General features: G+C 67.0%; 11 protein-coding genes. All 11 read right to left on the bottom strand.

Annotated elements, in window-relative coordinates; translation table 11 throughout:
- Positions 1–28: 28 nt before the first annotated feature.
- The 11 genes from SB4_RS02600 to SB4_RS02550 all read right to left on the bottom strand — a co-directional run bounded on the left by SB4_RS02600 (position 29) and on the right by SB4_RS02550 (position 15434).
- Entirely contained in the window at positions 29–2146 is a 2118-nt protein-coding gene (locus SB4_RS02600; RefSeq protein WP_058751301.1) for a M3 family metallopeptidase, read from the bottom strand.
- Between the two features lie 70 nt (positions 2147–2216).
- The gene (locus tag SB4_RS02595) at positions 2217–2405 is read right to left on the bottom strand and encodes a hypothetical protein (protein ID WP_058751300.1); all 189 of its coding nucleotides are present in this window, start codon (positions 2403–2405) and stop codon (positions 2217–2219) included.
- Positions 2402–3193 carry a Crp/Fnr family transcriptional regulator gene (locus tag SB4_RS02590; RefSeq protein WP_082669915.1) on the bottom strand — a complete coding sequence of 264 codons (792 nt, stop codon included), beginning with the start codon at positions 3191–3193 and terminating at the stop codon, positions 2402–2404. The genes SB4_RS02595 and SB4_RS02590 overlap by 4 nt, the downstream gene beginning before the upstream one ends.
- A gap of 81 nt (positions 3194–3274) precedes the next feature.
- On the bottom strand, positions 3275–4360 hold the full coding sequence (locus SB4_RS02585; RefSeq protein ID WP_241488456.1) for a DUF475 domain-containing protein: 1086 nt from the start codon (positions 4358–4360) through the stop codon (positions 3275–3277).
- Between the two features lie 141 nt (positions 4361–4501).
- Entirely contained in the window at positions 4502–5287 is a 786-nt protein-coding gene (locus SB4_RS02580) for an IclR family transcriptional regulator (protein ID WP_058733428.1), read from the bottom strand.
- Between the two features lie 120 nt (positions 5288–5407).
- Entirely contained in the window at positions 5408–7135 is a 1728-nt protein-coding gene (nagE, locus tag SB4_RS02575) for an N-acetylglucosamine-specific PTS transporter subunit IIBC (RefSeq protein ID WP_193753719.1), read from the bottom strand.
- Positions 7132–9582 (bottom strand): phosphoenolpyruvate--protein phosphotransferase, encoded by a 2451-nt coding sequence (gene ptsP / locus SB4_RS02570; protein WP_058751298.1) that lies wholly within the window; start codon positions 9580–9582, stop codon positions 7132–7134. Before ptsP ends, nagE begins: the two co-directional genes overlap by 4 nt.
- Before the next feature lie 45 nt (positions 9583–9627).
- Positions 9628–12531 carry a beta-galactosidase GalA gene (gene galA, locus SB4_RS02565; protein WP_058751297.1) on the bottom strand — a complete coding sequence of 968 codons (2904 nt, stop codon included), beginning with the start codon at positions 12529–12531 and terminating at the stop codon, positions 9628–9630.
- Entirely contained in the window at positions 12528–13667 is a 1140-nt protein-coding gene (gene nagA / locus SB4_RS02560; RefSeq protein WP_058751296.1) for an N-acetylglucosamine-6-phosphate deacetylase, read from the bottom strand. The genes galA and nagA overlap by 4 nt, the downstream gene beginning before the upstream one ends.
- Positions 13664–14704, bottom strand: a complete 1041-nt coding sequence (locus tag SB4_RS02555; protein WP_241488451.1) for an SIS domain-containing protein — start codon at positions 14702–14704, stop codon at positions 13664–13666. Before SB4_RS02555 ends, nagA begins: the two co-directional genes overlap by 4 nt.
- Positions 14697–15434: a GntR family transcriptional regulator gene (locus tag SB4_RS02550; protein ID WP_058733329.1), complete on the bottom strand. Its 738-nt coding sequence runs from the start codon at positions 15432–15434 to the stop codon at positions 14697–14699. The genes SB4_RS02555 and SB4_RS02550 overlap by 8 nt, the downstream gene beginning before the upstream one ends.
- Between the last annotated feature and the right edge of the window lie 70 nt (positions 15435–15504).

The raw sequence follows: 15504 nt of genomic DNA, 5'->3' as shown, positions 1-15504 counted from the left end.
CCACCTCCCCTTGCAGGGGAGGAATTTCTTACTTCGTCGGGAAACCGCGTTGCTCCAGCAGCGCGTTCACATCCGGGTCGCGGCCTCGGAACGCGCGATAGGCCTCCGCGCGGTCGGTTTCGTTGCCGGTCGACAGCAAGATCTTAGCGAAGCGATCCGCCGTCGCCTTGTCCCACGGGCTCCCCGCTTCCTCGAACGCCGCGAAGGTGTCGGCGTCCATCGTCTCCGACCAGAGATAGCTGTAATAGCCCGCCGAATAGCTGTCCGACGAGAAGAGGTGATTAAACTGCGGCAGGCGGTGCCGCATCACCAGTTCCTTCGGCATCCCGATCTCCTTCAGCGTCGCCGCCTCGAACGCCGCCGGGTCGACGATCCCATCGGGCACGGTGTGCAGCTTCATGTCGACGATCGCCGACGACAGATACTCGGTCGTCGCGAAACCCTGGTTGAAGGTCTCCGACGCCTTGATCTTGTCGAGCAGCGCCTGCGGCATGGGCTGGCCGGTCTTGTAGTGACGGGCATATTTGTCGAGCACGTCACGGGTCAGCAGCCAATGCTCGTTCACCTGGCTGGGATATTCCACGAAGTCGCGCGGCGTGCCCGCCAGCCCCGGATAGGTCACGTTCTGCAGCATCGCGTGGATCGCGTGGCCGAATTCGTGGAACAGCGTCTCGGCATCGTCCAGGCTGATGAGCACCGGCTCGCCGGGCGCACCCTTGGCGAAGTTGTTGTTGTTCGACGACAGGACATTCTGCACCGGCGGCAGGTTGCGCTGGCCGCGATAGGTGTTCGCCCAGGCGCCCGAACGCTTGCCGGTTCGCGCGAAATCGTCGCGGTAGAACAGGCCCACTTCCTTGCCGTTGCGGGTCACATGCCAGACGCGCATGTTCGGCTCGAACACCGGGACCGTGCCGGTGATTTCCTTGAACTCCAGCCCGTAAAGCCGGTTCGCGGCATAGAGCGAACCCTGGATGATGTTGTTCAGCTCGAAATAGGGCTTCAGCTCGGCCTGATCGAGGTCGTAGCGGCTCTTGCGGACCTTCTCCTGATAGAAGCGATAGTCCCAGGGCTCGATGGTGATCTTCGCCCCTTCCCTATCCGCAATGGCCTGCATGTCGCGGACTTCCTCGGCGACGCGCGCCTTGGCGGCGGGCCAGACGCGCATCATCAGGTCCATCGCGGCGGCCGGGGTCTTGGCCATCGTATCCTGCATCCGCCAGTCGGCATGGGTCTTGAAGCCCAGCAGATGCGCCCGATTGGCGCGCAGGCGGACGATGCGGGCGATGGTCGCCTTGGTGTCGTTGATGTCGCCATTGTCGCCGCGCTTGGTGAAGGCGCGCCACACCTGCTCGCGAAGCGCCCGGTCGGTGGCGAAGGTCAGCACCGGATCGACCGCCGAGCGAGTGTTGACGATCGCCCAGCCCTGCTGCCCGCGCTCGGCCGCCGCCGCCTTGGCCACCGCCTTCACACTGTCGGGCAGGCCCGCCAGCCGGGCCTCGTCGGTGACGATGATCGCCGTGCCTTCATCGGCGAGCAACCGCTGCGAAAATTCACTGAAGTTGATCGCCAGATTCTGATTGAAGGCGGACAGTTCCTCCTTCTGCGCCGGGGTCAGCTTGGCCCCCTGCCGCACGAAGCTGTCATAGGTGCGCGTGACCAGCCGCTTTTGCTGCGCGTCCAGGCCGGACGTATCGCGCGCCTTGTAGATCGCCTCGATCCGCGCGAACAGCTTGGGGTTGAAGGTGATCTCGTCCGACGCCTTGGACAGCTTGGGCGACCATTCGCGGTCCAGTGCCTGATAAGCGGGCGTGTTCATATTGCCCGTCATCACCCCGAACAGCGTCATTACGCGGTTCAGCGTCTGCCCGGCATTCTGCATCGGCACGAAGGTGTTGGCGAAGGTCGGCTTGGCGGGATTGTTGGCAATCCGCTCATATTCGGCGCGACGTTCGGCCAGCGCCGCCGCGAAGGCCGTGGGGAACAGTTCGGGCTTGACCTTGTCCCATGGTGGCACCCCGCCATAGGGGCCGGTCCAGGGGCTGAGCAGCGGGTTGGTGGCGGGGGCCTGGGCCGCCTGCGGCGGAGCGGCCATGGCCGAACCGCTCATGAGGGCCGACAACGCGACGGCGAGGGACAGATGACGCAAGAAACACTCCCGTTCATGAAATACGCGTCATCATAGGGCCCGGATCGAACGGGTAAAGCGTTGCGAGGCATCAGGAATTGGCGATCTGCGCCTCCGCCTGGCGCGCGGCGGCGACTAGCCCCTCTCCCGTCCGGCGCGCGGCAGCAGGAGTCATAGCCACCGCCACGCCATTGGGACCATCTAGCATCACGATCCCCTCCTCTGCGGTCGCGATCCCGGCATCACCATGGACCTGCGACGGAATGCCGGGGCCGGTCACCGGCTCATCCTGTCGAGGGTCGGACCACCGCCATAGAGATAGCCGGGGTCGAAATCGGCCAGCGTGGCGAGCGCCTCTAGGTCCTGAATATGCACGTCGCCGCTACGAAAGGTCATCAGCCCACGCTCGCGCAACGATCGCAGCACACGATTGAGGTGGACGGGCGTAATCCCCACCGCCTCGGCCAGATCGATCTGGGTCACCGGGAAACGGAACCTGCCGTCTCGGACCAGATCGACCATGGTCAGCCGCGCATGAAGCTCGCAGAACAAATGCGCGACACGGCCGTCTGCCTCCAGCCGCCCCAGCCGGAACACCCATTCCCGGTGCATCGCGGCGTCAAGCAGGGTCGAGAACCACAAAAGCCGGGTCAGGCGCGGATAGCCTGCGACGATCCGCTCCAGCCCGTCATGCCCGGCCAGCGCGACACGGACCGGGGTCAGCGTCGCGACGTCATGGTCCAGATGCCGCATCGCAAAGCCGTGCAGGTCGACGAAATCGCCCGGCACATGGAAGGCCACGATCTGGCGATTGCCCTGCCGGTCATCCATGTACCGGCACATGACGCCTTCGAGCAGCAGGCTACTATAGCGGACACGCTCGTCGCGGCGGATGACGATGGTGCGGGCGGAGATCGAGCGAACCTCGTCGATGCTGTCCTCCAGCACCGCGATATCCTCCGCCGTCATGGTATCGCGCCCCCGTTCCTTGAGGAACAGGCCGGTCAGCAGCGACTTGCCCGAGGGCGGCCGCTCCTGGCGCAGGGCATCTATGGCGGACACGGACATGGTTTCGATCCCTCACCCAGCTATCGGACAGCCAATCCTCCGCCGGGCCAAAGAGTTCCATCATCACGTCCTCGCAACGGTTCAATCGCCGATCGGCTTGCCCGACGGGTGGACCGGGTCGGCTTCGATCACGGCCTGTTCGGGATACTTGCGATTGCTGCGCACCGACGCCCAGAAGGCCAGACCGATCAGCGTCGCACCGATCAACCCAGTGATGGTCTCGGGAATATGGAACCGCACGGACAGCAGCATGATCGCGGCCAGCGCGACGATGGCGTAGAAGGCGCCGTGCTCCAGATAGCGATATTGCGCGAGCGTGCCGTGATCGACCAGCATGATCGTCATCGAACGCACGAACATCGCGCCGATGCCCAGGCCCAAGGCGATGATGAACAGATTGTTGGACAGCGCGAACGCTCCGATCACCCCGTCGAACGAGAAGCTGGCGTCCAGCACCTCCAGATACAGGAATGCGGCAAAGCCCGACCGTGCGACCGCGCCTGTCGCCGCATCGCCATCACCCTCCAGCACGACGCCGATGGCATGGACCGCGATATAGGTCAGCAGGCCGAAGATACCGGCGGTGATGAACGTCATCCCCTCCCCGGCCGGAATAAGCTGCGCGATGCCATAGAGCGCCAGCAGCACGATGCCGGTCGCCAGCCCCGAAATCTTGCGCAGCGCGGCCAGCGGGCGTTCGATCAAGGGAAGCCAATGCTCCTCCTTCTCGTCGTCGAGGAAGAAGTTCAGTCCGACCATCGCCAGGAAGCTGCCGCCGAAACCCGAGATGCCGATATGGGCCGAGGTGATGATCTGCTCGTAGCGAACGGGCTCGCCGATCGCCAGCTTCAGCGCCTCGATCGGCCCCATATGCGCCGCAATGGCGACGATCGCGAGCGGAAAGACGATCCGCATCCCGAACACCGCAATCAATATGCCCCAGGTCAGGAAGCGGTGGCGCCACTTGTCGTCCATGTCGCGCAGCACGGTCGCGTTGACGACCGCATTGTCGAAGGACAGCGACACTTCCAGCACGCCGAGAACCAGGACGATCCACAGGACCCCCAGCGTACCGGGCAAGGTGCCGGTGCTCTGGAATCCCAACCAGGCGGCAATGCCAAGGCAGAGTGCCGTGAAAAGAAGCGAACCCTTATAATATTTCAGCAGCACCCATCGCCCCTTTGTACCTGCCCCGCCGATCGCTCGCATGACGATCCGGCGACAGGCACGGTAAAATCCGGGTCGCCGAAATTGTTCAATCGGATCGTCGGCTCTATCGCCGCGAAGCCGATCGGGGACAAGCCGGGATCAGATACGGGCGTCGCTGCCGATCATCTGTTCGGAGATGACCTGCGCGGTGTGGCGCAACCGGGCCAGCGCCTCATCCTCAGTGACGAGCGCATCGGTGATTCGGATGAAGGGCACGGTCAGGACCGCGCAGGCCCTATCGCCGCGCATGATGGGCACCGCCAGTTCCACCATGCCGAGCAGTTCGGTGCTGTCCACGCGGGCGAACTCCTGTGCGCGCAGAGCATCGGCCTCGTCCTGCAACTCTCGGAGCGCTCCATCGGACAGCGGCGGATCGAACAGCGTTTCCCATTCCCGCCGCGTCGCCTCGTTCTGAAAGGCATAAAGCAGCAGGCCTGACGGCGTTTCGCACAGCGGGCGGCGATAACCGACGCGGACCGAAAAACCAACCGCGGTGCTCGCCTCCATCCGGGCGATCACCGACGATGCCGCACCCGAGGGAATGGCGAGGTAACAGGACTGGCCTATGTCGTCCGCCAGCTTGCGCATCTCGGGAAGCGCCTGCTCCATCAGGCTGCGCACGGGCGGACGCTTCAACCCCAGATGGAAGAGGCGCGGCGTCATCTCATAGCCATCCGGGCCCTGCGCGACGTAACCGCGATGCTCGAGCACCTGGATCATGCGGAACAACTCGCCGGTCGAGCGCCCCAGACGGTTGACGATCGCACTCATCGTCAGCGGATGCTCCTCGGCCGCCAGCAACTCGAGAATATCGAGGCCTTTTTCCAATGCTGGCGCGCGATACAGCCGCTTGTCATCGGCGTTGTTCGCGGGTTCCGTGGGCAAGCTGTCCCTCCTCGTGATCGCGGCCTTATCGCGCTCGGGGTGTTCCATCGAACTGTGACACTTCGCCTACATCGTTTGATTGCCCACGAGCAACACATCTGACGTCAAAATGACACCAATTTAATCTGTTAGAACATGGATCGTATCGTTCGCAACGCGAACCGTCGCGCGTACCCGATCGAGCGGCACCTCCTCGGCGCGGGTCGGATCGACCAGCACGATGCGCCAGCGCCCCGCATGATGGCTGGCGGCCGCGATGTTGGCCGACCCGCCCAACGCCTTCACCACCGCATCGGGCAAGGCCGCAGTTCCCGAACCGGACGGCGTGACCGAAGCCACGGTGGCCGGAGCATCGGACGCGGGGACGGCCTGACGCGTGGCCGGGATCGGTCCGCTCTCGATCGCGGCGCGCATCTCCATCGCGACCGTATCGGCGACCGGGCCCAGCACGACCTGCACGCCGCTAGGCGACGGACGCAGGATACCGCGTGCCCCCAGGCGCTTGAGCGCAGGCTCGTCCACCCTGGCCGGATCGGCGACGATCAGGCGCAGGCGGGTGGTGCAGGCGGCGATCTCGGTCAGATTGGTGCTGCCGCCCATCGCGGCGACGAAGGACGCGCCACGCCCGCCAGCTTCCCCGGCGGTGGCCGCTTCGGCCTGCCCGTCCTCGATCCCGCCATCGGCTTCGCGACCCGGCGTCTGCAGGTTCCAGCGGCGAATGGCCCAGCGGAATACCCCGTAATAGAGCAGCGCATAGACCAGACCGACCGGGATCAGCAGCAGCGGCTTGGTCGCCTTGCCGAAATTCAGGCCATAGTCGAACAGCCCGGCGGAGAAGGTATAGCCCAGCCGCACACCCAGCGCGTTCATGATGACTTCCGACAGGCCGGTCAAAACCGCGTGGAAGGCATAGAGGACCGGCGCGAGGAACATGAAACTGAACTCGATCGGCTCGGTCACGCCGGTCAGGAACGACATCAGCGCCAGGCTGAGCAACATGCCGCCGACCGCCTTCTTCCGCTCCGGCAATGCCTCTTGGTACATGGCGAGGCAGGCGGCGGGCAGGCCGAACATCATGACCGGGAAGAAGCCGCTCATGAACGCGCCCGCGCTCGGATCGCCCGCAAAGAAGCGGTTCAGGTCGCCGGTCTTGCCATGAAAATCGCCGACCACGAAATAGGCGACGGTGTTCAGGATGTGATGGAGGCCGGTCACGATCAGCAGCCGGTTGAGCACACCAAAGGCGAACAGTCCCAAGCCACCCGCCTGCACCACGCCCTGGCTCAGCCCGTCGATGCCCGCATTGACCGGCCCGAACGCTACGCCCAGCAAGCCCGCCAGCGCCAGCCCGGCGATGCCGGAAATGATCGGCACGAAGCGACGACCACCGAAAAAGGCCAGATATTCCGGCATCTTGATGGTAGCGAACCGGTTATAGAAGCTGCCGCCGATCAGACCCGCGACGATCCCCACCGGCACGTCGAACTTGTGCACCGACTTGGTGCGCCACGCCGCCTCGACGGTGGCCGCGATATCCGTCGCCAGCCCCTTGGCGATATCCGCAGGCGGCACGACCAGCGTCTCCGCCCCCTTGATGGTGACGAGGTAACAGGTGACCCCGGCCAGTGCCGCCGCACCGTTGCCGTCACGCGCGAAAGCGGTGGCGACGCCGACCGCGAAGAGCAGGCCCAGATTGTCGAAGATCGCATTGCCCGCATTCGCCATGAAGGCGATGTCGAGCAGGTCGGGCTGTCCCAGGCGCAGCAGCAGACCTGCCACCGGCAGGACCGCGATGGGCAGCATCAGCGCCCGGCCGAGCGATTGAAGTGAGGCCATGGGCGAGCTCATGCGCCGATCTCCTGAAGCATATTGGTGATGCGCGCACGAACGGCCGCCGCCGAGGGGAGCGCCAGCGCATGGATCGCGGCGGCGCGGCATTTCGCCATGTCGAGCTTGCCGACCAGCGCCTTGATCGCGGCGACGCGGGCGGGCGGCACCGACAATTCGGTGACGCCCAGGCCCAGCAGGATCGGCACCGCCAGACGATCGGCGGCGAGCGAGCCGCAGACGCCGACCGGGGTGTCATGCTTGGCCGCCCCGTCACAGGTCGCGCCGATCAGCCGCAGCACCGCCGGATGCAGGCCGTCGACCCCGGCCGCCACCGCCGCGTTGCCGCGATCCATGGCGAGCGTATATTGGGTCAGGTCGTTGGTACCGATCGAGAAGAAGTCGGCCTTGGTGGCCAGGATATCGGCGGAAATCGCGGCGGCGGGCGTTTCGATCATGACGCCGACCTCCGCCTTGCCCCCCTGCCGCTCGACAACGGCGCGCACCGCCTCCAGCTCGGAGAGGCTGGCGATCATCGGCGCCATGATCCGGCATGGCTGGCGCACCGACAGGATCGCGCCGACCTGATCCTCCAGCAGTTGCGGATCGGCCAGCGACACGCGGATACCGCGCAGGCCCAGTGCGGGATTTTCCTCGACGGGCAGGTCCATGTACGGTGCGGGCTTGTCGCCGCCGACATCGAGCAGCCGGACGATCATCGGCCGATTGCCCAGCGCATCGGCGATCGCTTGGTAATCGCGGGCCTGTTCGTCGCGGGTCGGCGCGGTTTCCCGTTCCAGGAACAGGAATTCGGTGCGCAGCAGGCCGCAGCCCTCCGCGCCCTCGGCCACCGCCGCCTCGGCATCGGCGACCGAGCCGAGATTGGCGAACATCTCGATCCGCGTGCCGTCCAGGGTCCGGCACGGGCCGGTGGCGGCACGGGCGGCCTCGGTCTCGGCCTTGCGACGGGCGATGGTGTCGCGCGCCTCGGCTTGCGTATCCGCATCGGGCTCGGGATCGATCAGGCCGCGATCGGCGTCGAGCACGATCACCCGGCCATCCTCCAGCGCGGCCAGCGGCTCGCCGAACGCCACCGCCATGGGCAGGCCCATACCCGCCGCCAGGATCGCGGCGTGCGAGGTCGGCCCGCCCTTGACCAAGGCGATGCCCGCCACGACGCCTGCGTCGAGCGCGGCGACCTGGCTGGGCAGTAGATCCTCGGCGACCAGGATGGCGCCGGTCGGCACGCTCGGCCCCTCGATGGGCATGCCCACCAGCGCGGCGAGCACATGGCGTTCCAGATCACGGAGATCGTCGGCGCGCTCGGCGATGCGGCGGTCGCCGCTGGAGATCAGAACCGCAACCTGCTCGGCGATGGCCTCCTGCCATGCGACGCCCGCGCTGAGGCCGCGATCAACGGCGGCCAGCGCCGCGTCGCCCAGCGTCGGGTCGGCCAGCATCGCGGCGTGGGCCGCCATCACCCCGCCGCGCGCGCCACCGGCGGTCGCGGCCTGGGCCAGTCCTTCACGCACACGGGCGAGCGCATCGATCAGCTTCGTGCGTTCCGCCTCGACCGTTTCCGCCACCGTCTCGACAGGGATCGCGGCGCGGCTCAGGCGATGGATCGGCCCGACCGCAAGGCCCGGCGCGGCCGGAACGCCACCCAGGCCCGGCCCCTCGCCCCGCATCGGTTCGGGCACGTCGATCGGCGTGTCCTCGACCGTGGCGTCGTTCAGGAAGGCGATGACCTCGGCCATGGCGGCGGCGGCCTGTGCCCCGGTCGCCTCGATCCGCACGGTCGTGCCATGGCCCAGGCCCAGTCCGAGCAGTCCGACCGCACTCAGCGCGGAGGCGTGCCGCTCGCCATGATAGAGCGTGACCTTCGCCTCATGACGGCGCACCGCCTCAACCAGCCGCGCGGCGGGTCGGGCGTGCAGGCCGTGCGAGAGCGCCACCACGGTTTCCTCGATCAGCGTCTCACCGGTCGCCGCCGTCTCGACCGTCTCGGCCGCCAGCGGCACGACGCGGAGCAGCGCATCACCGACCGCGACCAACCCCTTGGCGATCGGCTCGACGGCATAGCGGCTGGCATCGGCGACGATGATCGGGGTCACGACCGCAGGCGCGTTCTGGACCAGATAGTCGAGGTCGAAGCGGATCAGCGGCTGACCCGCGAGCACCTTCGCGCCCGCCTGCACCTGTGGAGTCAGGCCCTTGCCGCCCAGCGACACGGTGTCGACACCGATATGGCAGATCAGCTCATAGCCATCGGTACTGCGCAGCGTGACGGCGTGCCCCGCCTCGTGCACGGTCAGCACGGTCGCATCGCACGGCGCACACAGCGCGTCGTTCACCGGATCGATAGCGAGCCCGTCGCCCAACATCTTTTCGGCGAAGACCGGGTCCGGCACATCACCCAGCGGCGTCACCCAGCCGGCGAGCGGCGCAAAAACGGTCCAGTCACTCATCGCACGTCACTTTCGCCAAGCTGCATTCCTTCACGTCCCCCGGCATCAGCGCGGGGCGACCGTCACCCGGCCCAGCAGGCCGCTTTCGATATTGCCCATGCCCGCCACGATCAGCGCGATGGTCCGCTTGTTCGCGCCCGAGGGCAGCGTCGCGGTCATCGGGCCGGGCTTGGGATCGCGCTTATCGGCGACCATCTGGCCATCGACCCACAGGCTCGCCATGCCGCCGACCGAGGCGAAGCGGATCTCGCCGCCCCGTGCCGCGACGGATCGCTTCGGCGTCACGACGGTGCGATAGACACGCCATCCCGCCCCCTCCGCCGGGGTCGGGGTGCCCGCCCGGACAAAGGCCCAGCCATTATTGTCGCTGGTCGCGGGCGCGAGATCGGGCGACGGCTTGTCCACCATAAGCGGCGAACGCCGCCAGTCGCGCACGTCCATGTCGCCCGCCACCACCGGCACCTGCGCGCGCGGAGCCACGCCCAGCCGGTCGAGCTTGAGCGTCGCAGGCTTCAGGCCATCGGCGGTCGCACGGATGGTGATCCGTCCGCGACCGGTATCGGATCGCACGATCATCTGCGCCAAGCCGTTGAAGAGCGAGCGCTGGTTGCCCTTTTCGGGCTCATGGCTGTTGGGATCGCCATTGCCGACGCCGATGCTCGCGCCGCCCTCGATGGTGAAGCGGGTCATCAGGTTGGCGGTCGGGACATGCCGTCCCTTGGCATCCACGGCGTCGATCGTGATCGCCTGTGCGTCCTCGGTATCGCCCGCCATCACGGTGCGGGCCGGGGTCAGCCGCAGTGCGACCGGCACCCCGACCGTCTCATGCGCGGCGCGGGCGACTTCCTGGCCGCCCCTGTAGGCGATCGCCTCGATCCGGCCCGGCGCGTACGGCACGGTCCATTCATTGCCCATCAGACGGTCGACCGCCGCCTCGCCCACCGTCTTGCCGTTCAGGCGCAGGACGACGCGCTCGGCATTGGACAGGACCATGACCTTGATTGGCTTGCCCTCGCGCCCCGGCCAGCTCCAATGCGGCGCGATGGCGACCACCGGCTGGTCGTCGACCCAGGCGGCGCGGTGGATGTCGAAGGCGGTCTTGGGGAAGCCGCACAGATCCATGATGCCGAAGAAGCTGGCGATGGTCGGCCATTCATAAGGCGTCGGCTCGCCATGATAGTCGAAGCCGGTCCATACGAAGCCGCCCGCAACGAACGGCCGATCCGCGATCGCCTTCCACGCCGCCCGGTGGGTCGCGCCCCAGCTTGCTGCCTCATCATCATAGCTGGAGGCGATATGCCGCGCCGGATCGCTTTCGAACGCCCCGCGCGTCATGAAGGCGCTGGTGTCCTCGGAACTCGTCATCGGCTTGGTCGGGTTCAGTCGGTGATAGCGGTCGTAATCACCCTGATAATAGTTGAACCCGGTCACATCGACGACCTGTGCGACATTGACCGGATCGAAAAAGGCCCCGTTCATCGCCGCCGTCACCGGGCGGCTGTCGTCCAGCGCGCGGACCCAATGCGCCATGCGCTTGACCATCTCGACGCCCGAGGGCGTGCCCTGCATCGGCTCTTCGTTGAAGACCGACCACAGGATGACGCTCGGGTGGTTGCGGTCGCGGCGCACCAGCCATTCCAGCTGCGCGCGATATTCGGGCGCCGGATTGAACTGCCGGTTCTCGTCCATGACGACCAGACCCAGCCGGTCGCACCAGTCGAGCAATTCCGGCGTCGGCGCATTATGGCTGGACCGCACCGCGTTGCAGCCCATCGCCTTCAACCGCTCGAGCCGCCAGCCGATCAATGCATCGGGGATGGCCGTGCCGACGCCCGCATGATCCTGATGCAGGCAAACGCCCTTCAGCTTGACGGCCTTGTCGTTCAGGAAAAAGCCCTGGGCCGCGTCGAACCGGATGGTCCGGAAACCCACGGCCACGCGCCGCTCGTCCGCCACCTGCCCCTCGCGCAGCAGCCGCACCTGGACCGTGTAGAGCGTCGGCCGCTCGATCGACCAGAGCATGGGATCGGTGACGCGAAGGTCGAGGGTGGCGCTTGCCTCTTCCAGCGACGGGACGCTCGCCGTCACCTGTCCTTGCGCAACGACCTTGCCCTGCGGGTCGAGCAGCCGCGCCTCGACCGTGACGGCGCTGTCGACAGGCGCGATGCTGGTCAACGTGGCGGTGACGGGGATGTGCCAGCAATCGGCCGCTTTGCGCGGATCGCAGTGCACGCCGTCAGTCGCGATCGACACGGGCGCGTAATCGGCCAGCCAGACATGGCGGTAGAGGCCAGCGCCTTCATACCACCAGCCCTCCATAGCCTCGGCATCGACGCGCACCGCGACGATATTGGGCTCGTCGCCAAACCGCGCGAACGGCGTCAGGTCGATACGGATGGCGTTATAGCCGGAGAAATTATGGGCCACGACGCTGCCATTGACCCAGATGGTCGCAAAGGTCGCGACGCCGCCGAACTCCAGCTCGATCCGCCGCCCCTGAAGCGCCGGGTCCAGCCGGAAGCTGCGCCGATACCAGCCGATGCCGCGCGGCCTATAGCCTTGCGCGACATTGGCGGTCTTCACAAAGGGCTGGAAGGAAGCCCAGTCATGCGGCAGGTCGACGGCCTGCCAGTCGCTGTCGTCATAATCGACGGCCGCCGCGCCGCGCGCATTCCCGGCCTTGACCGAGATATAGGTCGCATTGTGGCTGTCGAGCGGGGCGGGTTCGATATCGCCCTCATGGAACAGCCAGCCGCGATCCATCAGCACGCGCGCGGCATCCTGCACCGGCAGGGCGGCGGGAAGCGCGTTCGTCGGAGCGGGCATGGGGAGTGCGCCCGCGCCATCCGCCGGGCTGCCCTTGGCGGCAAAGGCCCGGACAGGCGCGATGCCGCCCGCCAGCCCCACCACGGCACTGCCCAGCAGTAGGTCGCGGCGCGCGACCGTCATGCCGCGACCGGCTCCGCCGCCGCGATCCGCGCTTCGACCGGCTTAAGCGCGGCGTCGAGCACGACCCAATCGGCGCGCAGGCCGGGTGCCAGCGCCCCGCGCTCATGGGACAGCCCCAGGAACGCCGCCGGGTTGGTCGCGGCCAGCACCGCCGCCTGATCGACCGTGATACGCAGCTGCTCGACCGCATTGGCGACCGCCGCACCCATGTCGAGGTCCGAGCCCGCGAGCGTGCCGTCGACATTGACGCACTTGCCGCCCGACACCGAGATGGGGCGGCCGTGCAGCACGAAGTCCTTCTCCACCGCACCGACCGACGACATGGCATCGGTGACCAGCATCAGCTTGTCGAAAGGCCGCGCCTTCAGCGCCAGACGCAGCATCGGCGCCGAGACGTGGAAGCCGTCGATGATCAGCCCGGAATAGGGACGCGGATCGTCGAGCGTCGCGCCCGCCAGACCCGGCACCCGCTGCTGCATCGCAGGCATCGCGTTATAGAGGTGCGTGATGCCCGACAGGCCGACATCGAACGCCGCCATCGCCTGTTCATAGCTGGCTTCGCTATGACCGGCACTGACCAACACGCCCGCCGCGACCAGTCGCTTGATCGTGTCCAGCGGCACCCGCTCGGGCGCGATAGTCAGCATGACCTTGCCCTTGCGCGGGCGCGTCAGGACGGCGACCATGTCATCGTCCAGATCGCGGAAACGCACCGGATCGTGGATGCCCTTGCGCGCCGGATTCAGCACCGGCCCCTCGACATGGATGCCGACGATGCCGGGCACCTTCGCCTCGATCGCCTCGTCGATCGCATCGAGCGCGCGGGCAATCTTGTCGGGCGTTTCGCTGACCAGGGTCGGCAGCATCGCGGTGGTGCCATAGACGGCATGCGCCGCCGCCATGGTCGCGATGCCGTCCACATCCAGCCGATCGTTGAACAGCACGCCGCCGCCGCCATTGACCTGCGTGTCGATGTAGCCGGGGACGACCCAGCCGCCGTTCAGGTCGATCGTGTCAGTGGAACCCTCCACCGCGCCGATCGACGCGATTCGGTCGCCGTCCACGACGATCTCCGCACCCGGCAAAACGCCGCCCGGGGTCGCGACATGGCCGTTGACGAAACGGAAGCGGGTCATAGCGTGCGGGTCACTTTCTGCAGATGCGGCGGCGAGTCAGGGTCCATGCCACGGGCGAGCGCCAGCGCCTCGACCATGCGGTAGAAGCTGGCGAGCATCGAAATCGGCTCGAGCGCGGGGTGGCCCGCGACCATCGGCAGGCTACCCGCCTGCCCCGCCACGAACGGCTTGGCGCCGCGCGCGGCGAACTGGTCGGCGACCGCCTTCACATCCTCGCCCGCCACGTCGGAGGTAGCGAAGCCCAGCACCGAATAGCCGGGCTCGACGATGCGCATCGGACCGTGGCGCACTTCGGCGGCGCTGAACGGCTCGGCCTGGATCGAACAGGTTTCCTTGAGCTTCAGCGCGGCTTCCTGCGCCACGCCGTAACCGTAACCGCGACCCAGCACGAACATTTGGCTGACCTCACGAAGCCCCTCGACCGCCGAGGACCAGTCGAGGCCCAGCGCCTGTTCGACCTGGCCGGGCAGATCGTTAAGGGCGCCCTCCAGCGCCTCGTCTCCCGCCCAGACGGCGGCGAGCTGCGCCAACCCCGCCAGCGCGGTCAGGCAAGACTTGGTGGCGGCAACCGCCTTTTCGGGCCCCGCCGACAGCGGCAGGAAGGTGTCGGCACCGGTCGCCAGCGGCGACTCCTCGTCGTTCACGAGCGCGACGATATGTGCGCCGCCCGCGCGATAGGCTTCGACCGTCGCGAGCAGATCCGGGCTGCGCCCCGACTGCGAGATGGCGATGACCAGGGCGCCAGCCACCTTCATCGGCGTCTCGAAGATCGACGCGACCGAGGGCGCCGCCGAGGACACCGGCACGCCGGTCTTCGTCTCCAGGATATATTTGCCATAGGTCGCGGCATGATCCGACGACCCACGGGCGATGGTGATGATCACCGGCGGCGGGGCGGCACGCAGCCGCTCGGCCAGCGCCCGGACGGTCGGCGCATTGCGCGCGAGCAGCCGGGCGATCGCCGCCGGCGCCTCTCCCGCTTCCGCTCCCATCAGGGTGCCGGTTCCCGCTTTACCGGCGGTCATCACATCAGACATCAGTTAACTCCGCGACGAAATCATAGGCATCGCCGCGATAGAAGGACTGGGTATATTCCACCGCCCGTCCATCGCGTAGAAATCCGCGCCGTTCGATCAACAGGCCCGCATGGCCCGGATCGACGTTCAGCATCCGCGCGTGCTCCGCCCCGAACGGCACCGCGCGCAGGCGCTGCAGCGCGCGCACCGGCCGGTTGCCCGCGCGTTCCAGCGCGGCATAGAGCGAGCGGTCGACCGCCTCGATCGCGGGCAGCGCAAACCCGGCGATGGTCGAAATCTCGACCGCCATCGGCACGTCGTCGGCATAGCGCACACGCTGGAAACGATAGACCGGCGCGCCCGGCGACAGGCCCAGCGACAGTGCCTCTTCGGGCGTGACGGTGCCCGGTGCTCGGCTGACCCACTGGCTGCTTGGCGTGCGACCACGCGCAATCATGTCTTCCGAAAAGGACGACAGCTTGGAAAAGCTCTTCTCGACCCGCCCGGCGACGAAGGTGCCCGCACCGCGACGGCGAGTCAGCAAGCCCTCTTCGACCAGGCCGCCGATCGCCTTGCGCACCGTAATGCGCGACACGTCATATTCGATCGCCAGGTCGCGCTCGGCGGGAATCGCATCGTCTTCGGCCAGCACATTGTTGGTGATCGCATCGCGCAGCAACTGCTGAAGCTGGAGGTATAACGGCGCGGGATTGCCTTTCCGAAAGGAACCCACCTGCGCCGAGAATGTCATGGCCGCGCCATCCCCCTTTGCTCTGGCGTCGCTCATGCCACACCCCGCTTGATCCATAAGCCTAACCCAG

The sequence above is a fragment of the Sphingomonas sanguinis genome (genome assembly GCF_001476905.1).
GTDB lineage: Bacteria > Pseudomonadota > Alphaproteobacteria > Sphingomonadales > Sphingomonadaceae > Sphingomonas > Sphingomonas sanguinis_B.
The sequence above is the reverse complement of the archived record's forward strand: the minus strand, read 5'-3'. Positions and strand labels throughout refer to the sequence as shown.

Bases quoted from the DNA above. Each gene is read 5' to 3' on its own strand.
- ptsP (WP_058751298.1), bottom strand. From the start codon at position 9,582: ATGAGTGACTGGACCGTTTTTGCGCCGCTCGCCGGCTGGGTGACGCCG.
- galA (WP_058751297.1), bottom strand. From the start codon at position 12,531: ATGACGGTCGCGCGCCGCGACCTACTGCTGGGCAGTGCCGTGGTGGGG.
- SB4_RS02550 (WP_058733329.1), bottom strand. From the start codon at position 15,434: ATGACATTCTCGGCGCAGGTGGGTTCCTTTCGGAAAGGCAATCCCGCG.
- SB4_RS02590 (WP_082669915.1), bottom strand. From the start codon at position 3,193: ATGTCCGTGTCCGCCATAGATGCCCTGCGCCAGGAGCGGCCGCCCTCG.
- nagA (WP_058751296.1), bottom strand. From the start codon at position 13,667: ATGACCCGCTTCCGTTTCGTCAACGGCCATGTCGCGACCCCGGGCGGC.
- SB4_RS02555 (WP_241488451.1), bottom strand. From the start codon at position 14,704: ATGTCTGATGTGATGACCGCCGGTAAAGCGGGAACCGGCACCCTGATG.
- nagE (WP_193753719.1), bottom strand. From the start codon at position 7,135: ATGAGCTCGCCCATGGCCTCACTTCAATCGCTCGGCCGGGCGCTGATG.